The sequence below is a fragment of the Pseudoalteromonas sp. LC2018020214 genome (genome assembly GCF_016598755.1).
In the GTDB taxonomy this organism is placed as follows: Bacteria; Pseudomonadota; Gammaproteobacteria; order Enterobacterales; family Alteromonadaceae; genus Pseudoalteromonas; species Pseudoalteromonas distincta.
This window is the reverse complement of sequence record NZ_CP066804.1, coordinates 1,511,889-1,535,540: the sequence shown is the minus strand read 5'-3', so window position 1 is coordinate 1,535,540 and position 23,652 is coordinate 1,511,889. Positions and strand designations below refer to the sequence as shown.

At 39.1% G+C, this 23,652-nt stretch carries 26 protein-coding genes; 15 read left to right on the top strand and 11 right to left on the bottom strand.

From position 1 onward, the window contains the following. The first annotated feature begins 112 nt into the window (after positions 1 to 112). The 4 genes from JG479_RS06790 (at position 113) to JG479_RS06775 (ending at position 2,684) form a co-directional block, all read left to right on the top strand. Complete coding sequence (locus tag JG479_RS06790) at positions 113 to 1,060, top strand: LysR family transcriptional regulator (protein WP_024595339.1); 948 nt, start codon at positions 113 to 115, stop codon at positions 1,058 to 1,060. Positions 1,061 to 1,141: 81 nt separating this feature from the next. Beyond that, positions 1,142 to 1,591, top strand: a complete 450-nt coding sequence (locus JG479_RS06785) for a GNAT family N-acetyltransferase (protein ID WP_200220192.1) — start codon at positions 1,142 to 1,144, stop codon at positions 1,589 to 1,591. 29 nt (positions 1,592 to 1,620) lie between these two features. Further along, entirely contained in the window at positions 1,621 to 1,827 is a 207-nt protein-coding gene (locus tag JG479_RS06780) for a hypothetical protein (protein ID WP_007375422.1), read from the top strand. Between the two features lie 425 nt (positions 1,828 to 2,252). Further along, a complete protein-coding gene (locus JG479_RS06775) occupies positions 2,253 to 2,684 on the top strand; it encodes a hypothetical protein (RefSeq protein WP_200220191.1) in 432 nt (143 codons plus the stop codon). Positions 2,685 to 2,696: 12 nt separating this feature from the next. Here JG479_RS06775 and icd read toward each other — a convergent pair whose 3' ends face one another. Then, positions 2,697 to 3,965, bottom strand: coding sequence for an NADP-dependent isocitrate dehydrogenase (gene icd / locus JG479_RS06770; RefSeq protein WP_138488944.1), 1,269 nt, complete (start codon positions 3,963 to 3,965; stop codon positions 2,697 to 2,699). Positions 3,966 to 4,153: 188 nt separating this feature from the next. Here icd and JG479_RS06765 point away from each other — a divergent pair, with 188 nt between their 5' ends. Further along, a complete protein-coding gene (locus JG479_RS06765) occupies positions 4,154 to 4,957 on the top strand; it encodes a M61 family metallopeptidase (RefSeq protein WP_138488943.1) in 804 nt (267 codons plus the stop codon). Here JG479_RS06765 and JG479_RS06760 read toward each other — a convergent pair. After that, positions 4,954 to 5,505 carry a hypothetical protein gene (locus JG479_RS06760; RefSeq protein WP_200220190.1) on the bottom strand — a complete coding sequence of 184 codons (552 nt, stop codon included), beginning with the start codon at positions 5,503 to 5,505 and terminating at the stop codon, positions 4,954 to 4,956. The two genes, JG479_RS06765 and JG479_RS06760, sit on opposite strands and share 4 nt — an antisense overlap. 371 nt (positions 5,506 to 5,876) lie before the next feature. Between JG479_RS06760 and JG479_RS06755 the strand changes: the two genes are divergently transcribed. Beyond that, entirely contained in the window at positions 5,877 to 6,044 is a 168-nt protein-coding gene (locus JG479_RS06755) for a hypothetical protein (RefSeq protein WP_002961566.1), read from the top strand. Positions 6,045 to 6,183: 139 nt separating this feature from the next. Further along, positions 6,184 to 7,026, top strand: a complete 843-nt coding sequence (locus JG479_RS06750) for a transporter substrate-binding domain-containing protein (protein WP_154903278.1) — start codon at positions 6,184 to 6,186, stop codon at positions 7,024 to 7,026. 84 nt (positions 7,027 to 7,110) lie between these two features. On the opposite strand, the gene JG479_RS06745 is transcribed toward JG479_RS06750, so the two are convergent. The 5 genes from JG479_RS06745 to rnm all read right to left on the bottom strand — a co-directional run bounded on the left by JG479_RS06745 (position 7,111) and on the right by rnm (position 10,705). Continuing rightward, positions 7,111 to 7,692 (bottom strand): YceI family protein, encoded by a 582-nt coding sequence (locus tag JG479_RS06745; protein ID WP_039489966.1) that lies wholly within the window; start codon positions 7,690 to 7,692, stop codon positions 7,111 to 7,113. Position 7,693: 1 nt separating this feature from the next. Then, complete coding sequence (locus tag JG479_RS06740; protein WP_200220189.1) at positions 7,694 to 8,245, bottom strand: cytochrome b; 552 nt, start codon at positions 8,243 to 8,245, stop codon at positions 7,694 to 7,696. 145 nt (positions 8,246 to 8,390) lie between these two features. Further along, the gene (locus tag JG479_RS06735) at positions 8,391 to 9,227 is read right to left on the bottom strand and encodes a segregation and condensation protein A (protein ID WP_200220188.1); all 837 of its coding nucleotides are present in this window, start codon (positions 9,225 to 9,227) and stop codon (positions 8,391 to 8,393) included. A gap of 6 nt (positions 9,228 to 9,233) precedes the next feature. After that, positions 9,234 to 9,854: an L-threonylcarbamoyladenylate synthase gene (locus JG479_RS06730; RefSeq protein WP_002961576.1), complete on the bottom strand. Its 621-nt coding sequence runs from the start codon at positions 9,852 to 9,854 to the stop codon at positions 9,234 to 9,236. Beyond that, complete coding sequence (gene rnm / locus JG479_RS06725) at positions 9,851 to 10,705, bottom strand: RNase RNM (protein WP_002961577.1); 855 nt, start codon at positions 10,703 to 10,705, stop codon at positions 9,851 to 9,853. Before rnm ends, JG479_RS06730 begins: the two co-directional genes overlap by 4 nt. A gap of 464 nt (positions 10,706 to 11,169) precedes the next feature. On the opposite strand from rnm, the gene JG479_RS06720 reads away from it, so the two are divergent. The 6 genes from JG479_RS06720 to trpA are packed head-to-tail and all read left to right on the top strand — an operon-like array spanning position 11,170 to position 17,758. After that, positions 11,170 to 12,738, top strand: a complete 1,569-nt coding sequence (locus tag JG479_RS06720; RefSeq protein WP_002961578.1) for an anthranilate synthase component 1 — start codon at positions 11,170 to 11,172, stop codon at positions 12,736 to 12,738. Between the two features lies 1 nt (position 12,739). After that, positions 12,740 to 13,342 (top strand): aminodeoxychorismate/anthranilate synthase component II, encoded by a 603-nt coding sequence (locus JG479_RS06715; RefSeq protein ID WP_200220187.1) that lies wholly within the window; start codon positions 12,740 to 12,742, stop codon positions 13,340 to 13,342. An 11-nt stretch (positions 13,343 to 13,353) separates the two neighbouring features. Then, a complete protein-coding gene (gene trpD / locus JG479_RS06710) occupies positions 13,354 to 14,391 on the top strand; it encodes an anthranilate phosphoribosyltransferase (RefSeq protein WP_002961580.1) in 1,038 nt (345 codons plus the stop codon). Continuing rightward, positions 14,384 to 15,748, top strand: a complete 1,365-nt coding sequence (gene trpCF, locus JG479_RS06705) for a bifunctional indole-3-glycerol-phosphate synthase TrpC/phosphoribosylanthranilate isomerase TrpF (protein WP_200220186.1) — start codon at positions 14,384 to 14,386, stop codon at positions 15,746 to 15,748. The genes trpD and trpCF overlap by 8 nt, the downstream gene beginning before the upstream one ends. A gap of 7 nt (positions 15,749 to 15,755) precedes the next feature. Next, positions 15,756 to 16,940 (top strand): tryptophan synthase subunit beta, encoded by a 1,185-nt coding sequence (trpB, locus tag JG479_RS06700; protein ID WP_002961582.1) that lies wholly within the window; start codon positions 15,756 to 15,758, stop codon positions 16,938 to 16,940. Continuing rightward, the gene (gene trpA / locus JG479_RS06695) at positions 16,937 to 17,758 is read left to right on the top strand and encodes a tryptophan synthase subunit alpha (RefSeq protein ID WP_024595006.1); all 822 of its coding nucleotides are present in this window, start codon (positions 16,937 to 16,939) and stop codon (positions 17,756 to 17,758) included. Before trpB ends, trpA begins: the two co-directional genes overlap by 4 nt. A 64-nt stretch (positions 17,759 to 17,822) precedes the next feature. Here trpA and JG479_RS06690 read toward each other — a convergent pair whose 3' ends face one another. Next, positions 17,823 to 18,401, bottom strand: coding sequence for a type 1 glutamine amidotransferase domain-containing protein (locus JG479_RS06690; protein ID WP_007582489.1), 579 nt, complete (start codon positions 18,399 to 18,401; stop codon positions 17,823 to 17,825). 381 nt (positions 18,402 to 18,782) lie between these two features. After that, entirely contained in the window at positions 18,783 to 19,052 is a 270-nt protein-coding gene (locus tag JG479_RS06685) for an HU family DNA-binding protein (protein WP_007375441.1), read from the bottom strand. Positions 19,053 to 19,243: 191 nt separating this feature from the next. On the opposite strand from JG479_RS06685, the gene JG479_RS06680 reads away from it, so the two are divergent. Continuing rightward, positions 19,244 to 19,819: an inner membrane-spanning protein YciB gene (locus tag JG479_RS06680; protein WP_033038311.1), complete on the top strand. Its 576-nt coding sequence runs from the start codon at positions 19,244 to 19,246 to the stop codon at positions 19,817 to 19,819. A gap of 66 nt (positions 19,820 to 19,885) precedes the next feature. Further along, the gene (locus JG479_RS06675; RefSeq protein ID WP_002961594.1) at positions 19,886 to 20,527 is read left to right on the top strand and encodes a CPBP family intramembrane glutamic endopeptidase; all 642 of its coding nucleotides are present in this window, start codon (positions 19,886 to 19,888) and stop codon (positions 20,525 to 20,527) included. A 134-nt stretch (positions 20,528 to 20,661) separates the two neighbouring features. Here the strand turns inward: JG479_RS06675 and JG479_RS06670 are convergent, their stop codons facing one another. Then, positions 20,662 to 22,542, bottom strand: a complete 1,881-nt coding sequence (locus JG479_RS06670) for a hypothetical protein (protein ID WP_200220185.1) — start codon at positions 22,540 to 22,542, stop codon at positions 20,662 to 20,664. Between the two features lie 9 nt (positions 22,543 to 22,551). Beyond that, a complete protein-coding gene (locus JG479_RS06665) occupies positions 22,552 to 23,643 on the bottom strand; it encodes a hypothetical protein (RefSeq protein WP_039489982.1) in 1,092 nt (363 codons plus the stop codon). Positions 23,644 to 23,652: the final 9 nt, after the last annotated feature.

Here is a 23,652-nt window from a genome sequence, read left to right as displayed (position 1 = left end):
CGCGGAAGCTTTGCTCGATTTTTACTTAGCCCACTAGGTGGCAAACCTCGCGCCGCGATTAAATTGCCCCTAGATTGAACAAATTTCAACCCTGAAAGGCCAACACGCCCATATGAATATAAGAAATGTCGATCTTAACCTTCTCGTTTATTTAAATGTGTTAATAGATGAAAAAAGTGTGTCAAAAGCTGCAAATAAACTTGCTCTTACGCAACCTGCTATGAGTAACGCATTAAAACGTTTGCGCGATTTATTTGATGACCCGCTACTTGTTCGTGCTGCAGGCTCTATGACGCCAACGGCAAAGGCACTTGCGTTAAAGCCTGAAGTTGAGGCGCTCTTAAAAATGGCCGAAGCTATTACGCAGCCTAGTGAGCAATTTAACCCTACAACGGCTGAAGTTACGTTTAGAATAATGGCAAACGACTACATAGAGTCGACCTTAATAGCCCCTTTTATAACTGCGCAGCTTAGTAAAAATCCCGGTATTAATTTTGATGTATTAAGTCCAAGCGACGTAAACCTGCAAGACATGGAAAAAGGCACTATAGATTTAGCAATAAATCGCTTTAATGGTTTGCCACGCTCGTTTCATCAAGCCAGTGTATGGCGAGATAACTACTGTTGTTTAACGCATCCTAAAAATACATTTTTACAACAATCAGGGTTAGACGACTACTTAAAAAAAGAGCATATTTGGGTCAATCGTGCCGGCTGGGGGCCTGAAGCCGCTGTTACTAATAAATCAGGAAAGCAAAAATTAGGCTGGGTAGATGAAGCGCTTTGGCAACTAGAACAAACCCGTAAAATACGTGTTTTTACTCGCCACTATATGGTTGCAAGCCTGCTTTGCCAATCAGAGCAACTTATTGCCACCCTACCGCGCAGGCAAGCTAAGTTATTAACCTCTCATACTGATTTAGTAATCAGCCCTGTGCCATTCCAAATAGTGCCTATTGAGGTAAAAATGATATGGAGCCCACTGCTGCACCATGCACCGGCGCACCAATGGTTAAGGCGTGAGTTATTAGCGTTTGCTAAAACGATTGCAGATAGATAAATTATTATTTTCATCACATCAAACACTAGGTATTTTACTATCGCGCATACTTCCAAGCTTTACTTTCATTAGAAGAATATAATGATAAACAAACTTAATAATAAGAATAACGATACTGCAAATATAATTTTTGCTGTCTTTCAAAATTCCTATGCTATAGAGGCTAAACTGATCGGCGCGCATAACTTTCCTCCTTTAGCGCGTAATATTAAAGGTATAAAAAAATCAGAAACAACCTTTTATGGCTACAGCGAAAATGAATGCTTAGCAGCCGTTATAGAAGTAGATACAAACAACGAGTATTTAGATATTTGTAGTTTAACCGTTGATCCTAGTCATTTTAAAAAAGGTATCGCAAGTAAGCTAATAAGTTATGTTTTAGCGATGGATGATTTTTCTCATGCAATAGTGGAGACTGCGGTTGCTAATACTCCTGCAATAAATTTATATAAAAAGCATGGCTTCGTGGAATTTAAAAGATGGACTCCTTCACATGGTATTGAAAAGCTGGCTATGTCGGTCGTAATTTAAATCAGTATTTCAAAATAGGTAATTTACAAATGGATAGTGCATCAATAATTGCGTGGAGTGTTTTGTTTGGCGGCATTGGTATTGGCTACCTTACTTACGGGCGAAGAAAAAAAGCCGTAGTGCCACTTTGCATTGGTTTATCGCTATTGGTATTTCCGTATTTTATGAGCAGTGTGAGCATGCTGTTGATTGTAGGCGCTATTTTAGTGGCTATTCCCTACTTTATTAAAATTTAACATTACTATTGTTATTGCTACTGTAACGACTAAATAAAATAAATGCTCAAAATAAAAAAGCGCCGTGGTATTCAACTTTGGGAAAATACCATGGCGCTTTTGGAAATCGTCGATATAGGAGTCTACCTACAGTGTATGATTAGCAAGCTTAGTACCAACTTCATAAAACAATTAAAATTCAATAAAAACAATTAACTAAGCATCCACCTTAACTCATCAACTAATCTCCTTGTTCCAGTTTTGTGCACGTTTTTACCGCTCTGCACCAAATTAATTAGTATAATTTAGGTATGTTTTCTATTTTTTTATTTAGTTTTAAAACTTACTATTGATGAAATCAATGTCAGTTATTGAAAACAACAATTTTATTAATAATACACTTAGCGCTAGAGTGAAGTTAAGCCAACAAATTAAGAGTAATAATTATGACAACATCAAGCTTCACACAACAAGACGGGTTATTTATTGATGCTAATTTACATCAGTTTATTGAAGAGCAGTTATGCACAAAAGCTAACACCACTGAAACTTACCAAGCATTAGCTACTTTAGTTGATGAGTTTGGTTGTAAATGCCGTAAGACAAAGCACCAACCAAATGATGTATTAGAAGTGGATACATTGCTAAACGCATACCAACTTAAAAACCACCCACTTTGCCATGTTGATGCACAAACGACAGAAGCCGTTTTAGACGAATATTGCTGCCAAGTTCCTGCAATTATTGTTGTTGCGTTAATGGATACGCTTAGTGGTACGCAGTGCGATGAACCTCAAGCACATGAGATTTACCATCGTGCAGCGCAGTTAACCAACCGCCCTTGCATGCACAGAGTAAAAACTGCCTCAGCAGCTTAATAATGAATGTGTTTAAAAGTGCTCGATAACCTTCTTTGCAAAGCCAGTACAAGTTAAGGTTGTCGAGTTATGAATACTTGAGTTATCGCTCTGCTCTTGCGCTAAATCAAAGGTTACTTCACCGCTTTTAAATGTTTGCTCTAACGCATTTTCTATCAGTAATGCGGCCTCGTCCCATCCCATAAATTTAAGCATTAATACCGCACTTAAAATACTACTGCTGGGGTTTGCTTTATTTTGCCCTGCTATACGTTCAAACGTGCCGTGTGTAGGCTCAAAAAATGCGACATCGTTATTTAAATTTGCAGCAGGCATTATGCCAACACCGCCAACTTGTGCGCTCAACATATCCGCTAAAAAGTCACCATTTTGATTAGTCGTCACCACTACATCAAATTGCTCTGGGTGCATTAAACATTGCTGCAGCATGTTGTCTGCTATAACTTCTTTAATAATTAGAGGTGCTTGATTTACTCGCTCTATTTGTAGCCAACGCCCATTTTCATGTGCAGTGGCATTAAATTCGCTTTGTGCAAGTGCATACCCCCAACGCTTAAATGCCCCATCGGTAAATTTAAGTACATTGCCTTTATGCACTAGCGTTAATGATTCACTATCGTTTTTAAGTGCATAGTTAATGGCAAAGCGCATTAGTCGCTCAGAGCCTTCTTTAGATATATTTTTAATACCAATACCGCATTCTTGTGAAAACCTTAAGCGGGTTACGCCCATTTCTTCGCATAAAAAGTCGAGCATTTTTTCGCTTTCTACACTGCCTGCTTGCCACTCAATACCTGAGTACACGTCTTCGCTGCTATCACGAAGCACTGTTATGTTTGTTAAAAAAGGATTTTTTAAAGGAGAAGGAAGTGCGCTAAAGCCTTTTATAGTGCGCATATTTACAAACAAATCCATTTCTTGCCTGAGTGCAACATTAAGCGATCGAAAGCCACCACCCAGTGGTGTGGTTAACGGCCCTTTTATGGCAATTTTGCAGGCACGTACCGCGTTAATTGTTTCTTGCGGAAACCAATCACCGTCATACAGCTTTGCGGCCTGCTCGCCATTATAAACTTGCATCCAATGAATTTTCCGTGCACTTTTATAACAATGCTCAATTGCACTATCAACAACGTGGCGCATCACCGGCATAACATCCAGCCCCACGCCATCGCCATCAATAAAAGCAATAATAGGTTCTAACGGTATTTGCCAGTGTCCTTGTGCATCAATAGTGATATTTTGGCCGTGCTCAGGAACTTGAATATGCTGATACGTCATGGCTAAAACCTAACTTAAAATAACGATTAATTGATTAAACCATGCTTAGCTAGAAGTGTCTGTATTTGTACTTTTATAGTTACTATCATTTTAAAAAATAAAGAATTAGGCGTGATTATTTATCCATTTAGTTGGTCTTGTATGTTAACCCTAGCGTACCAGTTATTAAATTACAGTGGAGCATTTTAATGAAATACTTTTTTGTACTGCTACTATCAATCAGCTCTTTTAACGTATTAGCCGTTGAAGTAGTCATACATAACCTTAGCTCGCTCTCAAGTAATGCTCAAAACACAGTATCTACATGGGTTAACCAAAGTGTTGAAAAAACACAAAATACACTGGGGCCTTTAAAACAAACCACTTTGCCTATTTATTTAAAACCGCAATACTTTGCTTTTGAGCCTGTACCTTGGGCTACAGTTAAACGCAATAACCCCGATGGGCTTGAACTACATGTAGATCGCTACGCCAGTTTAAATGCATTCACTAAAGATTGGACGCTATACCATGAACTTTCGCATTTATATTTGCCGCTACTTCCCTACTCCGGTTTTTGGCTAAGCGAAGGTTTTGCCAGTTATATGCAAAACGTAATAATGCGTGACAGCGGTATAATCACCCAGCCGCAGTTTGTACAACGTTTAAATGCAGGATTTGATCGTGCCCGCCAGCAAACCAAAACTAAAACACAGCCACTCAATAAGCTCTCTGCCGATATGTGGAAACAACGCGCCCAGCAACGTGTTTATTGGACGGGTGCGGCTTTTTTTGCACAGGCCGACCTTAAGCTACAAAAACAAGGTTTATCTGTCGCGGGTATAATAAAACAGTATCAAACATGCTGTAGACCCGCTCGCTCTAGTGCTAAAACCTTTATAAAAGAGTTAGATAAACTATCCGGCAGCAGCATTTTTACAACGCTGTATGCAAAATATAATACCCGTACTGATTTTCCTGATATTAATAAAAAGCAGCTAAACACGCTTTAATAGCTGCTCTGTTTTATATAGTTACTATATTCAACCAGCCCTTGCGCATCAAAATTGGTTGAGTACTCGTTCATAAAACCATGCAAAAAATTGGTTTTATAGCACTTAACACCCGCTTTGGTGCTTAAAGCTTTAATAACTTCATCAACATTAAAGTGACTCTCACTTGCTGGGAATATGAATTCACAGGGTACATTTGCATCTAACGCTAAATAATTACGAATTTGCGACGGATAAAAGCCAATTAACTTTTTAAGGTGTGTATTGCCTGTTAATAACTGTGCCCGCCATGCTGCGCTTGCCCCTGCACTAAAAGCAATACACGTGGTAGGTACTTTTAAACTCTCAAAGCATTTTTTAAGTTTGTCGGTGTATTTATCATGGCCACACTGCTGTATAAAATTATTATAACTATCTTGTTCACTTTCAATAGCTTGAATCTTGTTATTGTAAGGGTCAACAATCACTAAATGTGAACTAATTGCCTGTGATAACTTACTTAAAGCAGGGGTTAAACCATAAATATCACTCACTATCAGGTAATTCATACTTATCCTTTGGTAACTAAAAATGGGCTTTGTAAGCAGTTGATAAGATTTATTATAAATATTTTTATAATAAATAGCTTGCACACAATTTATATATAAGTTACCTTCCTTCTCTGGTTTAAAGAAACCGCCGCGGTTAACCATTTACCCTGATCCAGTAAGCCCCGCAAAACGTATATTTGAAAGCTAAGTTATTGTACGGCGAGAACCCCTTGAATAATACCGAGATGATTTTTTACTATCATCGCAAAAGTGTCATAAAGATCGTCAACACTGTAATGAAGCTAAACACAACATCGTTAATTTATTGACTGCAATTTGCTATAAAAATATAGCGCAGAATAAATAACAAGAATAAAGTGAGTTTTATTATGTCTTATAAATATAATGGGTCTATGATCCAAATAGCACATCCAGTGCAATCAATTTCAGTAAACAAACATCGTGTAATCTTCAGTGATACACAAGGTTTAAAAAATGCATTATTTCAAAAAGCGAGTGATGCACGCCAGTTTGTTAAGTGGCTAAAAGCTAACTAAGCAACACATAACTTTAATTGCCATTCTATTATTGCAATTATTGATAAGATATTATGCCAGCCTTGTTGCTGGCATTTTACTTTTTAGCCCTTTATTGGTTACAATAGTTTTACAATAATAATTACTGGTAGCTGTTGTAATGCTCCGTATATTTTTAACTTTCTTACTTTTTTTCTGTCTGAGCTCAATAAGCAATGCTAGAACCATAAACTGGCTAGCGCACGATTTTGCACCCTATTATATTTTAAATGGTCAATATCAACACCAAGGCCGTGACGAAAGCATAATTTCTTTACTTGAAAAACAACTTCCTAATATTACCTTTAACCGCATGCTTATCCCCTCAGGTAAAGTAATTCAAGAGCTGTCTAATACTTCAAATAATGTTTGTGCGTTATCGCTTTATAAAAATGATTACAGAAAAGAGCATATTTATTTCACAGACGAAAGCTCAACAACGGGCCTCTCGCCTTCAATAGCAATGCACAAAAAGCTCGCCAAAGCGCTAAATATAGCGGAATCAAAAGAAGTATCACTACTCAATTTAATACAAGATAAAAAACTAACTCTTGGAGTTTCTATGAGCCGCTCTTACGGCCAAGAGATAGATACTTTAATAAACAGTACACCCAACATTGATTTAGTAATTAGACCCACACGCGATAGCCTAGCGAGCCTCACATATATGCTTAACCTAAAACGAATTGATATTTTGCTGGGTTACCCAAGCGAGCATTACTATTTAGCTAAATCAATGCACTTTGAAGAAAACTTAACGCAGCGTCCATTAACCGAATCTCCAGCGCTCAGTTATGGCTTTATTGGTTGTACTAAAAACGAGCAAGGCGCAAAAGACATCGCTATTCTTAATGAGCAGCTTAAAGTTATTAAAAAAACACAGGCTTATAACGATTTACTTATGCGCTGGTTGCCTGAGGATTTAAGGCCGCTATTAAAGTCACGTATTAATAGCACAAAATAAACAAATTCAAAGTCGCTTAATTTGAGTTTCTGTTAAGCAAAAAAAACGCCACAGTAAGTGGCGTTTTTATATTCAATATCTGTATTACTTACGAACGCCTTCTATTGATAAAATAATATCAACATGAGTAGATGCAGGCCCTAAGTTGTAATCAATACCGTAGTCGGTAAGTTTAAGGCTAGTTTCGCCCTCAAAACCTACGCGGTATCCACCCCACGGATCTTTACCTTCGCCCACTTTATCTATTTCAAAGGTAATAGTTTTAGTTACGCCATGCAGCGTAAATTCGCCGGTTACATCAGCCTCTTCACCATCTTCATCAAATTTAATGCTGGTGCTTTTAAATGTCGCTTTTGGGTATTTATCCACATTTAAAAAATCTTTACCGTGTAAGTGCTTATCGCGCTCTGCATGGTTAGAATCAAGGCTTGTGGTGTCAATATTTACCATAATTTTTGATGCATCAGGGTTTTTAGCATCATAACTAAATGTGCCGTCAAAAGTATTAAAACGACCATATAACCAGCTGTAACCTAAGTGTTTAATTTTAAAGTTAACAGATGCGTGCCCGCCTTTTGTATCAATTACATAATCAGCTGCATTAGCGGCTGTTGCCGATAACATCATTGCAGCCGAAACGGCTGTGCTTACTAATAATTTTTTCATTTTAATCATCCTTTAATGGTTTGATCATTCTGATTAAGGTTTTATCTTTATCGATAAAGTGATGTTTTAACGCCCCTAGTGCATGCAATACTGCAAACCCTATTAATGTGCACGCGCCGTAATAATGTACTTTTCCTGCAATATCGACTTGGTCATCAAAAGCAAAATCAAGCGCTGATACGTTAAATAAGGTAAACACTTCTATTGGACGTCCGTCTGCGGTTGATATTAAATACCCAGCAACAACAATAACGGCCAAAATAATATACATAACAATATGCGCGGTGTGTGCTAATTGGTTCATACCTTTACTTTCACCTAATGGTTTAGGTTGTGTAGATAAAGCACGCCATAAAATTCTAAATAAAAATACGGCCACAAGCGTAATACCAATGCTTTTATGTAAATCGAGCGAGCCTTTATACCAGCTATCGTAATAAGTAAGCTCAACCATATATAAACCTAAACCAAACAGGCCAAAAATAGTCAACGCCATGAGCCAATGTAAAATAATGGCGACAAGTCCGTAAGATGAAGGTGTATTTTTAAACATGTGTAACGTCCTATAATGCTATGACGTTACAATATAGTGCATAGCCGTAAATGAAAATAACATTTACAAACACTTTACGTGCGTATACGCACAGAACTTTGATAATTAAAGTCAGTTTTAGAAGTTGAGGATTAAACAGATAAGTTTATAGGGTGGATTGCTCGCTCAAGCTGACATAAATTAAGCTCTCTGGGCTTACTTGCAAACAAGTAACAAGTCCTTCTTTAATGAGCTCAAGCATGGCTATAAAACTAACCACCACACCACTACGCCCTTCATCAGGCGTAAAAAGCGCATTAAAAACCACTGCTGAATTTGCTTTCGATAGCTGTTGTAATATTTGGCTCATTCTCTCTCGGGTTGAGAGTACTTCGGCAGTAATTTGATGATGTTCAAACGTTTTTGCTCGCGCCATAACATCACTCAACGCCAGCATTAAGTCTTTAAGTTCAATATCAGGGAGGTTTTGACTTGTGTCTTCATTTATTGGCATAGCGGCATGCGCTATAAAAATATCACGCCCAACGCGGGGGATATCATCGAGGTTTTCGGCGGCTTTTTTAAATAACTCATATTCTTGCAGGCGTTTAATAAGCTCAGCGCGAGGGTCTTCTTCCTCTTCAAGCTCTTCGTGAACAGGGAGTAATAAGCGCGACTTAATTTGTGCAAGTAACGCAGCCATTACTAAATATTCGCCGGCAAGTTCGAGTTGAAACTCGGTCATCATTTCAACGTAACTTACATACTGCTCTGTAATACTAAAAATAGAAAGATCGAGCACATCAAGCTTATGCTTTTTAATTAAATAAAGCAGTAAATCGAGCGGGCCTTCAAAGGTTTCTAATATTATTTCGAGCGCATCGGGCGGAATATATAAGTCTTCTGGTTTATCTACAACCGCTTTACCATGCAAAAAAGCCAGTGGCAGCTTTTGCTGCACTGGCTTTTCACTACTTTTTGTATCAGCAGTACTTTCGCTCACTTGTTATTACTCAAACGGGCTTGTATCACCACAGCCAACACGCAATATTTTAACTTCATCTTCTGACAAGTCGATTACTGTGGTTGCTTGCTCGGCTAAATGGCCACCGTGAATAATTAAATCAACGTGTTTATCTAATCGCTCTAATATTTCATCCGGATCTGATTCAGTAAACTGCTGCCCGGGTAAAATTAAAGAACACGACATTAATGGCTCGCCAAGTTCCGCAAGTAACGCACAAGCAATTGGGTGTTCAATTACACGCATGCCAATGGTTTTTTTCTTGTCGTTTAATAGACGCTTAGGGACTTCTTTTGTGCCTTTAAAAATAAAGGTATAAGGCCCTGGCGTATTATTTTTAATTAATCTAAATAGCTGGTTATCTACACGTGCATAAGTAGATAGCTCCGATAAATCACGGCAAACTAGCGTAAAATTATCGTTTTTTTCAATACCACGAATACGCTCTATGCGCTCTTTGGCTTGCTTATTACCAATATTACAGCCAATGGCATAGCCCGAATCTGTTGGGTAAACAACAACACCACCTTGTTTAATAATATCAACGGCTTGACTAATCAATCTTGGTTGCGGGTTATCAGGATGAATATGGAATAATTGACTCATGTTAATGCCCCTTCTTGTCCTTCCCAAACTTGCCAAACACCTTGGCAGTCTTTCGGTAAGTATAAATTTTTGCCAAGCTCTAAATAGCTTGTCGGAAAATGAAAATCAGACCCTTGCGAGCAAAGTAGTTCGTACTCACGGCTGAGTTCACCTAAAAATTGACGTTCGCTTGGCGCCTGTTGAGGTTGTGCAACTTCCATTGCGTCTCCTCCTACACTTTTAAATTCTACTAATAATTTGCGTAGCCACTTGTTTGACATTTGATAGCTACTTGGGTGAGCAAGTACAGCAACACCACCAGCGGCATGTATTGCCTCCACAGCGGTTTGCATGGTGCACCAGCAACTAGGTACATAGCCTGTTTTGCCGCGCCCTAAGTACTTTTTAAAAACACCCGGGAAATTTTTAGCTACACCGCGCTCAATAAGGGCGCGTGCAAAATGTGCGCGCGTAATTTGCGCGTCTTTTGCCAGCTCTTTAGCTTGCTCGTAAATGCCATCAAAGCCATTTTTTGCAAGGCGTGCGCCAATTTCTAGTGCACGCTCTTCTCGCTTTTGCTGCTGAGCCGATAATAAAGAGGTAAGGTCAATATTATTAATATCAATATTTAAACCTACAATATGAATTTCGAAGCTTTCCCATTTAGTAGATACTTCGGTACCCGTTATTAATGAAAGCGGTAAGTTTTCTGCTTCAATAAATTGCTGAGCAGGCTTAATAGCCGCCACAGTGTCATGATCGGTAATAGCAAACACATCAATATTTTTATCAACAGCGCGATGCAATAATTCTTCAACCGTCAAACGCCCGTCTGAATGTGTAGTATGGCTATGTAAATCGTATTTTATCAAAAGAAAACTGCTTAAAATTAAGGGTTACTGGTGTTTATGTAAGTATAACAACTTTTTTGACTAAATTGTTTTAAATAAACACTTGACACAAAAGCATAAGATACGTTTTACTGTAGCCACTTTCAGACACATTAAGAATTAACAATAATGATCAATTCAAACTTAAACACTATTTGGTGGTGGCACTCGTAATTTTCGGGTGATGAATTGTCGTGTCTAGCAAAAATTCAAAACCCGCAACTATGCGGGTTTTTTTATAACTAAATTTTACGAAACATATACGTTAAAAATATTTAATAAATTTTGAGGCAGAAAAACATGAATAACGGTCTTACTCTTACACATCGTTGGTGGTGGCGCCTGATATAGCGGGACGGTAATGATCTGTTTGTAATTTAGATATCGTTATTCAAACCCCGCATTGCAAAAGCACTGCGGGGTTTAATTTTTTGAGGGAATGAGGTTTGATTTTTAGTCATATAACTACCACACCAGGCGAAGTAACAAGCATTACGCAAGTACGCGACTATATTAGTAGCCCTCTTGCATTATACGCGGCACTTGATAAGCCTAACTCACTACTGCTTGAATCGGCTGAGATTGATTCTAAAGACAGTGTAAAAAGTTTAATTTTAGTTGATAGCGCCCTGCGCATTGTATGTAAGGGTAAAACGGTAACTGTTAGCGCACAATCTAATAACGGCAAGCAATTATTAAGCTACTTACAAGCAAATGTTAAGAGCTGTGATTCACAATTAAACGACACAACGCTTACACTTAACTACCAAGACACCAGCAGCGATATAGACGAAGCAAGTAAGCTTGTTGCCGATAACGCCTTCAGCGCTCTTCGTACCTGTATTAACAGTATTCAAAGCACTACCGAAAATCCGTTTTCGGTATTTTTAGGCGGTGTGTTTGCCTACGACATGGTGGCAAACTTTGAGCAATTAAGTGATGTACCTGATGGCGAAAACACCTGCCCAGATTACGTATTTTATTTAGCCGAAACCTTAGTTGTTATTGATCATCAAAAGCAAACAACCGAACTCATTGGCAATGTATTTAATGGCCCAGACGTACACGCTAACTGCTTTGAAGTAGGTAAAGAGTTAGAACGATTAAATACACTTTGCGATAACGCAGCAGAATTTAGTGCGGATATGCAAAGTGGCGAATGTGAGGTAAGCGTTGATATAGACGATGACACTTACTGCGAGCAAGTTGTTAAGCTTAAAAAGAACATTGTAGATGGCGATATTTTTCAGGTAGTGCCGTCGCGTACATTTTCACTACCTTGCCCTGATTCTTTGCATGCGTATAGTCAGCTTAAAAAGCAAAACCCAAGCCCTTACATGTTTTATATGCGCGATGAAGACTTTGCATTATTTGGCGCGTCTCCTGAGTCGGCCCTTAAGTACGACGTAAGTAATCAGCAAGTAGAAGTTTACCCAATTGCTGGTACTCGAGCGCGCGGCAAATTTGCTAACGGGCAAATAAATCCAGACTTAGACAGCCGCATTGAGCTGGAACTAAGAAACGATCAAAAAGAGCGCGCCGAGCATTTAATGCTTGTTGATTTAGCGCGTAACGACGTAGCCCGCATTAGTGTTGCAGGTACTCGTTTTGCCAAAGAGTTATTAAAAGTAGACCGCTATTCACAGGTAATGCATTTAGTTTCACGCGTTGTTGGCACATTAAAACCAGAACTTGATGCACTGCACGCTTACCAAGCGTGTATGAATATGGGCACCCTTGTTGGTGCACCAAAAGTACGTGCTGCTGAGCTTGTTCGTCAAACTGAAGGGAAACGCCGTGGCAGTTATGGCGGCGCTGTAGGTTACTTAACCGGTGATGGCGCAATGGATAGCTGTATTGTTATTCGCTCTGCTTTTGTTAAAAATAACATAGCCTACGTGCAAGCAGGTGCAGGTGTGGTGTTTGACTCAGATCCTATTTCAGAAGCAAACGAAACTCGCGCTAAAGCACAAGCGGTTATCACCGCCATAAAATCTACGTATAAGGCGGTATAAAATGAGTAAAACGAATCCTATTAAAATCTATTTTTTAGATAACTTTGACTCATTTACATACAACCTTGTTGATGAGCTTACAATGCTTGGCTGCGAACTGGTTGTTTACAGAAACAACATTAGCGCTGAGGTTATTTTTAATAAAATGCGCCAAGAGCAAGAACAAGTACTCTTAGTACTTTCGCCAGGTCCTGGCACACCAAGCGATGCAGGCTGTTTAATGGAGCTTATTGAGCTCTCTAAAGGCCACTTCCCAATGTTAGGCATTTGTTTAGGCCAACAAGCGTTAACACAAAGCTATGGCGGAGTAATCGGTCACGCGGGTGAAACCGTACATGGTAAGTCTTCAATTATTAATTTAGGCGAACATCCTGTATTTGATGGTATGGGCAATACAATGCCTGTAGCACGTTACCATTCATTAATGGCAACAAAAGTGCCTGATAATATAAAGGTTATTGCCCAGTATGAAGATATCCCTATGGCTATTTATCATCATGATGACAATGCATTGGGTTATCAGTTTCATCCAGAATCAATACTGACGCCAAACGGCGCAATGCTACTTCAGCAAAGTGTCGCTTACTTAACACGCGCCAAATAAAAGAGGACATTATGAGTACACAACCAGAACAACCCATAAATGTTCAACACGCGATTGAACAACTAATTACAGGGCAATCATTAAGCTACGCAGACGCCAAAGCACTGTTTGATGAAATAATGCAAGGTAACATGAGCGAGATTGAGCTAACCGCCCTACTAATAAGCCTTAAAATTAAAGGCGAAGTAAGCGATGAAATAGCAGGTGCTGCAGCCTCAATGCGCGAAAACGCTGTTGCTTTTACTACCAGCAGTACACAACTTGCTGATAGCTGTGGCACTGGCGGCGATGGCTCAAACACAATTAATATAAGCACAACAGCAGCCATAGTTGCTGCTGCTGCTGGCATTAACATGGTAAAACATGGTAATCGCAGTGTATCGAGTAATTCAGGATCTGCCGACTTACTAAAAGCGCTGGGCATTAATATAGATATGAGCCCAGAGCAGGCAGCAAAATGCCTTGAGCAAACCAATTTTACCTTTTTGTTTGCACCGCACTATCACAGTGGCGTACGCCATGCGATGGGCGTGCGTACAGCGCTTAAAACACGCACTATTTTTAATATTTTAGGCCCGCTTGCTAACCCAGCAGCACCTGATGTGCAATTGTTAGGTGTGTACAACGAAGCGTTATGTATGCCAATGGCACAAACACTTAAAACCCTTGGCACAAAGCGCGCTATGATTGTTCACGGCTCGGGCACTGACGAAATAGCTCTACACGGTCCAACAACGGTAGTTGAGCTAAATAATGGCGAGCTTACACAGTACACGCTAAACCCAAGCGACTTTGACCTTGCAAACTATTCACTTGAACAACTCGCTGGTGAAGGCCCACAATACAACGCAAATGCTAGCCTTGCCATCTTACAAGGCAAAGGCACTGATGCACATAATGCTGCCATTGTGGTTAACGTAGCTGCCCTTTTATACCTAACAGGTAAAGCAGAAACGTTAAAAGAAGGGGCAAAGCAAGTACAAACATTATTAAGTTCAGGGCAAGCCATGAACACACTAAATGCAATTATTGAGGTAAGTAATGGCTAATGTATTAGACAAAATTGTTGCTGATAAAAAATTAGAACTAATTGAGCGTAAAGCCGCACGCCCGCTTGAAAGCTTTAAACACCTTGCTGTGCCTACAAGCCGTAGTTTTTACAAAGCATTAGCCGCCCCAGGTACACAGTTTATTTTAGAGTGTAAAAAAGCATCGCCTTCAAAAGGGTTAATTAGAGAGCCATTTGATTTAACCGAAATTACCTCAGTTTATAAAAAATACGCCACCTGCATGAGCGTGTTAACTGATGCTAAATATTTTCAAGGCAGTTTTGATTACCTCGAATTTGTGCGCAGCCAAGTAGAACAACCGCTTATCTGTAAAGACTTTTTTATAGATGAATACCAAGTGTATATGGCGCGTATTTATGGCGGTGACGCTATATTACTGATGCTTTCAGTACTCGATGACGAGAGCTATAAGGCACTGCATGCTGTTGCCAATTCACTTAATATGTCGGTATTAACCGAAGTAAGTAATGAAGAAGAAGTACACCGCGCACTTGCGCTTAATGCACAAATTATTGGTATTAATAACCGCGATTTACGCGATTTAAGCACCGATTTAGCCACTACTGAAAAACTACGAAAGCTTATTCCGGCAGATAAAGTGGTTATTTCGGAATCGGGTATTTACACCCATCAAGACGTAAAACGTTTAGCCCCATTATGCGATGGTTTTTTAATTGGCAGCTCACTTATGGGCGAGCGTGATTTAGAGCAAGCATGTCGCCGTGTTATTTTAGGTGACAATAAAGTATGTGGTTTAACACGTACCAAAGATGCACAAGCGGCATATCAAAACGGTGCTATTTACGGTGGTTTAATTTTTCATCCTAAATCGCCACGCTATGTTGATTTAGATTGCGCAAAAGAGCTTAGCCAAAGTGCCCCGCTTAATTTTGTGGGTGTGTTTGTAGATGCCCCAATTGATCAAGTTGCTCAATACGCAAGTGTGCTAAAATTGGCGGCAGTTCAATTACATGGTCAAGAAAGTGACGATTACATCGCTCAGTTGCGTACACAGTTACCTACCGGCTGCGAGATTTGGAAAGCCCAAGCAATAAAAGATGCATTGCCAACGCCTGTAAATGGCGTTGACCGACACCTTTACGATACACACAGCGATACACAAGCTGGCGGTACAGGTAAAGCATTTGATTGGTCGGTGCTTCATGATGCAACTACACCCTTTATGCTCGCTGGAGGCTTAAATCCAGAAAATATTAAAGATGCGCTTTTTAAAGGTGCCTTAGGCCTTGATTTAAACTCAGGCGTTGAAGAATCTGCGGGTAAAAAGTGCCCTAACAAATTACATAATGCTTTTACAAGCATCAGAAATTATTGAGGTTAAAATGCAAAATCCAGCTTATTTTGGCGAGTTTGGCGGTATGTTTGTACCGGAGTTACTTGTCCCTGCGCTTAAGCAGTTAGAAAACGAATTTAACAAAGCACAAAAAGATCCTGAGTTTCAGGCTGAGCTAAGTAAATTATTAAACGAGTATGCGGGTCGTCCTACCCCACTTACTTTAACGCGCAATTTAGTTAAAAACCCAAAAGTAAAACTGTATCTAAAGCGTGAAGACTTATTACACGGCGGCGCACATAAAACCAACCAAGTACTTGGCCAAGCGTTACTTACTAAGCGCATGGGTAAAAAACAAGTAATTGCTGAAACAGGCGCGGGCCAACACGGCGTTGCAACCGCGCTTGCATGTGCATTACTGGGTTTAAAATGTCGAATTTATATGGGCGCAAAAGACGTTGAACGTCAGCAACCAAACGTATTTAGAATGAAGTTAATGGGCGCAGAGGTTATTCCGGTAACAGCGGGTTCTGGCACATTAAAAGATGCAGTAAATGAAGCCCTGCGTGACTGGTCAGCTAATTATCAAGACGCGCATTACCTACTAGGAACAGCCGCTGGTCCTCACCCATTCCCAACAATTGTACGTGAGTATCAAAAAGTTATTGGTGAAGAAGCTAAACAACAAGTACTTAAAGCCGAAGGTCGTTTACCTGACGCTGTTATTGCCTGTGTTGGTGGTGGTTCAAACGCAATTGGTATGTTCACTGACTTTATTGACGAGCCAGGCGTTAAATTAATTGGTGTTGAGCCTGCTGGGAAAGGGCTTGATACAAATGAGCACGGTGCAACAATTTGTAAAGGCACTAAAGGTATATTACACGGTACTTACACGTACATTATGCAAAATGACGATGGCCAAATTGAAGAGTCTTACTCTGTATCAGCGGGTCTTGATTACCCTGCGGTTGGTCCTCAGCACGCATTTTTACACGAAACCGGTCGAGCGCAATACGTGGGTATCACCGATACAGAAGCGCTTGATGCGTTTCAATCACTTGCTAAAAACGAAGGGATCATTCCGGCGCTTGAATCAAGCCATGCGCTTGCTTATGCACTTAAGTATGCAGAAGAGCAAACCGAGGAAAGCGTTTTAGTTATTAATTTAAGTGGTCGTGGCGATAAAGATTTAGCACACGTTCACAATGTACTATCTGAAAGAGGTCAGCTATGAGCCAAGTAAAAACGGATCGTTACGGTAAAATGTTTGCAGCGCTTAACGAGAAAAAACAAGGTGCGTTTGTACCATTTGTAACAATTGGCGACCCAGGTAAAGAGCAAAGTGTTGCGATTATTAAAAGCTTAATTGACGGCGGCGCAGATGCACTTGAGCTTGGTATTCCGTTTTCTGACCCAATTGCGGATGGTCCTGTAATTCAAAAAGCTAATATTCGCGCACTTGATGTGCACATTAACACGCAAGATTGCTTTGATGTTATTAAAGAGATACGCGAGTATAACGCCGATATTCCAATTGGATTATTGCTTTACTCAAACCTTGTTTTTAAGCGCGGCATAGAAGCATTTTACAAAGATGCAAAAGCGGTAGGTGTAGACTCTATTTTAGTGGCTGACGTGCCTCTGCATGAATCTAAAATATTTAGAAAATCGGCGATGGATAACGGTGTAGACCCAATTTTTATAGCAACACCTAATGCAGATGATGACACACTTCGCCAATGCGCCTCTTACGGTCGTGGTTATACGTATTTACTATCGCGCGCAGGTGTTACCGGTACCGATACTAAAGCACAAATGCCAGCGGGTAATATTGTCACTAAATTAAAAGAATACCATGCAGCTCCTGCTCTTTTAGGGTTTGGTATTTCAACACCAGATGATGTAAAAGCGGCACTTAATGCAGGCGCAGCAGGTGCTATTTCAGGCTCTGCTGTAGTTAAAATTATTGAAGCTAACCTTAACGATTTAGACGCAATGACAACGCAGTTAAAAGCATTTGTTAGTGAAATGAAAGCGGCAACCGCATTATAAAAAGTGTAAATTTACACATTAAAAAAGGGCATTTAAATGCCCTTTTTTGTTTTTGAAAAGCCAATTAGTGAGCTTGGTGTTTACCCTCTAAAATCTCTTCAATAAATTTAGCATTAAATGCTTCTAAATCAGCTGGGCTTCGGCTTGTTACTAAACCTTTATCTACACATACTTCTTGGTCAACCCAATTAGCACCTGCATTAATTAAATCGCTTTTAATACTAGGAAAAGAAGTAATGGTACGGTCGCGCAATTTATTAATTTCAGCTAACAACCACGGCGCATGGCAAATAGCAGCAACGGGTTTGTTTTTTTCTGCGCCAAAAAAGCCATCAATAAATGCTTTAGCATCTTTATCTTGGCGTAAACTATCTGGATTAAATAAACCACCAGGAAGCATAAGCGCGTCGTAATCAGCAGGATCCGCGTTTGTAACTAGTTTATCTACTGTTACTTTATCGCCCCACTTGTCTTCATCCCAGCCAGTAATTTGACCTTCTTTAATTGATACTATTTCGATGTTCGCACCAGCATCAAGTAATGCGCTGCGTGGAGATAAAAGCTCACTTTGCTCAAATCCATCAGTGGCTAAAATTGCGATTTTTTTGCCTTGTAAACGTGTGCTTGTTTGTAATGTACTCATTGAGATCTCCTTATTTTCTTAAAAGGTATATTTAAAATACACAATCAAAAAAGCACGATGCGTGCCGATAACAAGCAATTGAAAATAAAGGATTTAATTTAAGTAGGATTTATAATCCATGTAAATTATTTAGAGATTATGAATAATGTACATAAGTGCGACTTTATTTTCAGCCCATGTAATTTAACACCACCAAAAGCGAGGTATAAAACCTCACCTACAGCATATTTCCCCATTGGTGCGTTTACTTCGCGCTCATGTAATTTAAAGCCATTAAACGCGACGTGTAATCCTGACCTACAGTATATACCCGTAGGTGCGAATTTACTTCGCGCTCATGTAGCTTATCTATCAATACGAGGTTTAAAACCTTAAATAAATTTAAAGCAGATCTTTTAACGCCTTAGCTGGTTTAAAAACCGCTTTATTTGCGCCTTCTATTTCAATTGCAGCCCCTGTTTGTGGGTTACGCCCAGTACGCGCTGGGTAATAACTTAGCGCAAAGGTACCAAAGCCATTAATTTGAACTTGATCGCCCTCAGAAAGCGATTTAGTAATGACTTTTTGCAAGCTTGAAAGTGCCGCTTGAGAATCTTTTTTTGTTAATTCACTTTTGTGTGCAATGGCAGCAACGAGTTCTGCTTTATTCATTTTAGGCTCCTAAATACACGCCAAATCAGTGTTGGTTAAGCGTGGGAATATGATGATATGAAAAATACCAAACCAAATTGGTAATAAAGCCACGCAGGCTAAGGGTTACAGGGCAACAAGTCAACCTTGTAGTTGCTAAGCTTTATGTGGTAAAAAGCCTTTGACTCTTTTTTGTATAATTTAGGTAGTATATGCACGCATTAATTGAATACATTCCACTCATACTGTTTTTTGCAGTGTTTAAACTCGTCGATATTTATTGGGCTACTGGTTTATTAATGGCCACTACGCTTATTCAAGTTGCTTATAGCTACTTTAAACATGGCAATGTGCCTACTCGTCATTGGATATTTTTTGGCATTGCTGCCGTGTTTGGTACGCTAACGCTGGTACTTCATGATGAGCAATACATAAAATGGAAAGCAACACTCATATATGCAGGTTTAAGTTTAACGTTACTTGTTAGCCGTTATGTACTTAATAAAAATCTCGTTAAAAAAGCGCTTAGCTCAATCCTCGAAAACGCTAATGATACAAAACAAGCCATCGTTGTCCCAGAACCATTATGGGATAAGCTTAACCTAATGTGGGTTGTTATAACTGCTGGTATAGCGGCACTAAACATTTATATTGCATACAATTTTTCGCTCGACTTTTGGGTTAACTTTAAAGTGTTTGGTTTAATGGGTATTACTTTTGTAAGCATTTTTGCCACCATTATTGCCTTGTACAAATACCTCCCTGATGAAGAAGAACCTGCAAAGTAAGCCCCCTCGTCATAAAAGTGTCGTCTTAGCTTGTTAGCTTATTAAAAAAAGCAAGTTGAGACGACCTTGAACGCTAATCAATACCGCTGGTTTGAATTTACCCTCATTTTTATATTGCTGCCCTTGTTGGGTTTTGGATTACGCGAGCATTTAGCTAATTGGCTTATCCCTGCGCTTATTATACTTATGAGTGTGTGTTGTATGTTGCTACTAGGCGATCCCCATTTTAAACGGTTTAGACTCACAAGCCTTGGGCAATTTTCTGCTGTTAAAAGGCGTGTGTTTAGCTTCTTTTTTTTAGGTGCGCTGTTCTCAGGCATGTTTTACGGGATTATTCATCAAGGCAACTGGTTTACCCTTCCCCGTAACTCATTTAATGATTGGCTTTTACTATTGGTGCTGTATCCAATACTGTCGGTTATTCCTCAAGAATTAATATTCAGAACGTATTTTTTTCATCGTTATAAACGCATCATGCCAAAAAAAGCAGTGCGAATTGTAGTCAGTGCGAGTGTATTTGCGCTGGCGCATATTGTGTATGCAAATTGGATTGCAGTAGCCTTAGCCTTTTTGGGCGGTTTACTGTTTGCGTATACCTACGCACAAAGCCGCTCAACGGTCGTGTGTGTTATTGAACACAGCTTATGGGGGCTATGGATGTTTACACTCGGGATTGGCAGCTACCTCGACTCAGGCGCATTTAACTAATATAACAAACATTAAAAAATCCGATACTAGAAAACTAATACCGGATTTCGAATAGTTATAAAAACACTTCACTCATCGCAAAAAGCGCTGAGCTGTAAGGCATATGCTGAGTTTTTAATTATTTAATCTAATGGTTAAAATAACGACTCAAACTCACCATTTGGAAATAAAACACCAGGAATACCACGTACCGCAGTAACATCAGCTAGTTTAGTATCACCAAAATATAAACCGCCACTGTAATTACGGCCCTTTTGCTTTACATCTAACCAACGTCCATTTTCGCCTTTCGCTATTAGATTAATGTTGCCACTAACATCACGAATACGTAAATCTAACGCGCGATTTTGTATGCTAACAAATATATCTGTAGAAGTAAGTTCTGATAAGTTTTCCACATCACCTACGTACGCAAATTTAAAATCGCTTGCACCACTCAATGGAAAATCTAATTCAAAAGTAAATGCTAAATCGTCATTATCTTCACCAACAAAAGGCGAAGCCTCTACTGCTGTGATATGAAATGCAGTGTTTTGAATGTCGCTTACGTAATCACCATTAAAATCAAAAGTAGATAACGTGGTTGACTCCTCACCTAGTGAATTAACAAAACGATTTAAGTTTACTGATAAATCACCTTCGAGTTTACCCGCTGCTTTATTGATAATTACGTTGGTCGTTACCTGTGTAATACCCGTATCGGCTTCTGGGTTTAATTCACTTTGAGCATCTATGCCATCAAACTCAATCAGCAACTCACTTACATCCACACTTAATACCGTAGCACCATTTGTGACCGTTGCGCTCATTACACCTTCGATTTTATTACCTAATACACCACTTACTCTGAAAGTTGGAATTGATAAATCAATAGTTATAGGTAACTCATCATATGTGCCAGTAATAGCCCAAGTATAAGGTGATTGGTTGTAATCAATATCTAAATCACGAAGCTTATATTGCCCTGATGGTGTAGAGCCATCAGCTAGTGGTGAATAATTTGTGATAACTTCGTTTAAAGCATTACTAAGTGCATCAAGGGTTCTTTGTGTATCTTCATCAAACGCACCTTCAAGCTCAGTAAATTTTGCGTCTAATTCATCTGAATAGCTTTTTTCTTGAAGTCTTGCAACACCAATTATATTTCGCGTATCAACAAGTAACTCTCTTGAATCTAAGCTTTGCACTTCTGCTGAGCGAGCCTGCCAATTTGTAAATGTAGTTACACTTGCAATCGTTTGCTTAACTTGACCAGCTACATTTTTCAGCAAAGCATTACCTTGGTCGCTAAATAAGTTATCTGTTACATACTGCGCTGCTAAATCGCTGTAATCTTGCCATGCTTGCTGGTCAGTCTCCAAGTTAGTAAATGCATTAAAAGCACTTTTAACACTAAACGAACTATCAGCAACACCAGCTAAAATTGCCGCGTAGGTGAAGGCATTTGTCACCATTTCTGCTTCAACACTTGCATTTAAATTACTGTGCGTTAAATGATAAAAAGGCGTGGCTGATAAACTCGCCTGTGTAGCACTAAAGCCTTCTTCTGTAATTGCTTTGCTCAATGGTGATAAATAAACCTTATTTACACCCGGTGCACTAAATGCATCCGCTTTGTAATTAAGGGTAACGGTTGTCAATTCTTGGTAATCGATTAACCGGTTTGCGTTTAAATCATTTACATCACCACGCACAGTTCTGCCACACCCTGTAAATCGCGGACAAGGTAGAGCTGTATCGCTAGGTATAAACTCAAAACTATTAAAAGTAAGTGGAGTTACACTTACACTCGCAGTATTGATGTTTTCGACTTCAATTGATTCTTGCACCACCCCATCGCTATCTAAAACATTAAGCGTGCCCTGTGGTGATTGCCAATTAGATATATAAAAACTGACAGAAGAAGATGTAGCAATTTCACTCACTGCAACAGATTCTGAACTGTCACTGTCTGATGAAGAACCACAACCTGCCAATGCAATAGCGACCCCTAAAGGTATAATTTGTTTTAACATCTTCATTCCTTAAAACTTAATGTTCACGTACCAATTCACATTCGCATAATAGGCTTTATCTAAATCTAGGCTATCAGTTTGTAAATTAAGACCAAAATATTCGTTTTCTATACCAACTAAAAATGCTTCGCTTTTTGTTTCGTAGCCTGCTTGTACTCGCCAATGATCCCAGAAGTGAATACGGCCTTTTAATTGGCTAAACGTGTCTTTATCGTAACGTTTTAAAGTTAACTGAGTCGAAAATCGGTCGTTTATTCTGTAATCGGCAAATGCTTGTAGTCGCATTTCCATTTCGAAATCATGAGATACCGTATTTCCAAATGCAGATGTTTTTAATGAAACTGTTGGCTGAGTAATAATATCGCCGTTGTCATCTTCGCTAAATGGAATTTCAGTAGTTTGACCTTTTACGGAGCCGCTGTCTTCGTACTGTGTTTTATAGAGCAAATCTTTTACGCTAAAACCAACTTTAAGTTCGTCATTTACTTGCCAATCGGCAAAAATATCTAGGCTATAGCCTAGCCCTTCAGGCTTTTGTGAAGGTGTAAATTCTTTAAATAAAATATCTTTTGAAAAGTTGTAATCGACAGTTACAGCACCTTCAACTTCATCACTAAAAATCTCACCATTTACAGTGGCATCTTGATAGTGTGAGCTGGCAAAAACAGAAAGCTTAGGTGTTATTGTTAATGCATTTTTATCTAAAAATTTAAAATCATAAGATACGAATACACCATTAGACGTTGCTTGTTTAGCATCGAGGTAATAAGTATAAAATCTATCTTCAAACTCTAAATCATTCTTTTCGGTATGAGTATATTTAGCTGTATCAGGATCAAAGTTAAGAACATAGTCATAACGACTTTGTAAACCCACTTTAAAATTACCGTAGCCAACACCCACTTCAAAAATATTATAGGTAAACGCACTGTCACCCGATTTTAATGGTGCATCAAAATCATCTACAAAGGCTTGTACTGGTTGTGCTTCAGTATAAATTTCTGCGTCAAAATGAGTAAATATTTGAAATTGGTTATCTGCGGAAGCAAGAGGAGAAATAAAAGCTGTTGAAAATCCTAACAAGAGAATTTTTTTTTTCATAATTTAATC

Bases quoted from the DNA above. Each gene is read 5' to 3' on its own strand.
- JG479_RS06790 (WP_024595339.1), top strand. From the start codon at position 113: ATGAATATAAGAAATGTCGATCTTAACCTTCTCGTTTATTTAAATGTG.
- JG479_RS06785 (WP_200220192.1), top strand. From the start codon at position 1,142: ATGATAAACAAACTTAATAATAAGAATAACGATACTGCAAATATAATT.
- JG479_RS06780 (WP_007375422.1), top strand. From the start codon at position 1,621: ATGGATAGTGCATCAATAATTGCGTGGAGTGTTTTGTTTGGCGGCATT.
- JG479_RS06775 (WP_200220191.1), top strand. From the start codon at position 2,253: ATGACAACATCAAGCTTCACACAACAAGACGGGTTATTTATTGATGCT.
- icd (WP_138488944.1), bottom strand. From the start codon at position 3,965: ATGACGTATCAGCATATTCAAGTTCCTGAGCACGGCCAAAATATCACT.
- JG479_RS06765 (WP_138488943.1), top strand. From the start codon at position 4,154: ATGAAATACTTTTTTGTACTGCTACTATCAATCAGCTCTTTTAACGTA.
- JG479_RS06760 (WP_200220190.1), bottom strand. From the start codon at position 5,505: ATGAATTACCTGATAGTGAGTGATATTTATGGTTTAACCCCTGCTTTA.
- JG479_RS06755 (WP_002961566.1), top strand. From the start codon at position 5,877: ATGTCTTATAAATATAATGGGTCTATGATCCAAATAGCACATCCAGTG.
- JG479_RS06750 (WP_154903278.1), top strand. From the start codon at position 6,184: ATGCTCCGTATATTTTTAACTTTCTTACTTTTTTTCTGTCTGAGCTCA.
- JG479_RS06745 (WP_039489966.1), bottom strand. From the start codon at position 7,692: ATGAAAAAATTATTAGTAAGCACAGCCGTTTCGGCTGCAATGATGTTA.
- JG479_RS06740 (WP_200220189.1), bottom strand. From the start codon at position 8,245: ATGTTTAAAAATACACCTTCATCTTACGGACTTGTCGCCATTATTTTA.
- JG479_RS06730 (WP_002961576.1), bottom strand. From the start codon at position 9,854: ATGAGTCAATTATTCCATATTCATCCTGATAACCCGCAACCAAGATTG.
- JG479_RS06715 (WP_200220187.1), top strand. From the start codon at position 12,740: ATGAGTAAAACGAATCCTATTAAAATCTATTTTTTAGATAACTTTGAC.
- trpD (WP_002961580.1), top strand. From the start codon at position 13,354: ATGAGTACACAACCAGAACAACCCATAAATGTTCAACACGCGATTGAA.
- trpCF (WP_200220186.1), top strand. From the start codon at position 14,384: ATGGCTAATGTATTAGACAAAATTGTTGCTGATAAAAAATTAGAACTA.
- trpB (WP_002961582.1), top strand. From the start codon at position 15,756: ATGCAAAATCCAGCTTATTTTGGCGAGTTTGGCGGTATGTTTGTACCG.
- trpA (WP_024595006.1), top strand. From the start codon at position 16,937: ATGAGCCAAGTAAAAACGGATCGTTACGGTAAAATGTTTGCAGCGCTT.
- JG479_RS06690 (WP_007582489.1), bottom strand. From the start codon at position 18,401: ATGAGTACATTACAAACAAGCACACGTTTACAAGGCAAAAAAATCGCA.
- JG479_RS06685 (WP_007375441.1), bottom strand. From the start codon at position 19,052: ATGAATAAAGCAGAACTCGTTGCTGCCATTGCACACAAAAGTGAATTA.
- JG479_RS06680 (WP_033038311.1), top strand. From the start codon at position 19,244: ATGCACGCATTAATTGAATACATTCCACTCATACTGTTTTTTGCAGTG.
- JG479_RS06670 (WP_200220185.1), bottom strand. From the start codon at position 22,542: ATGTTAAAACAAATTATACCTTTAGGGGTCGCTATTGCATTGGCAGGT.
- JG479_RS06665 (WP_039489982.1), bottom strand. From the start codon at position 23,643: ATGAAAAAAAAAATTCTCTTGTTAGGATTTTCAACAGCTTTTATTTCT.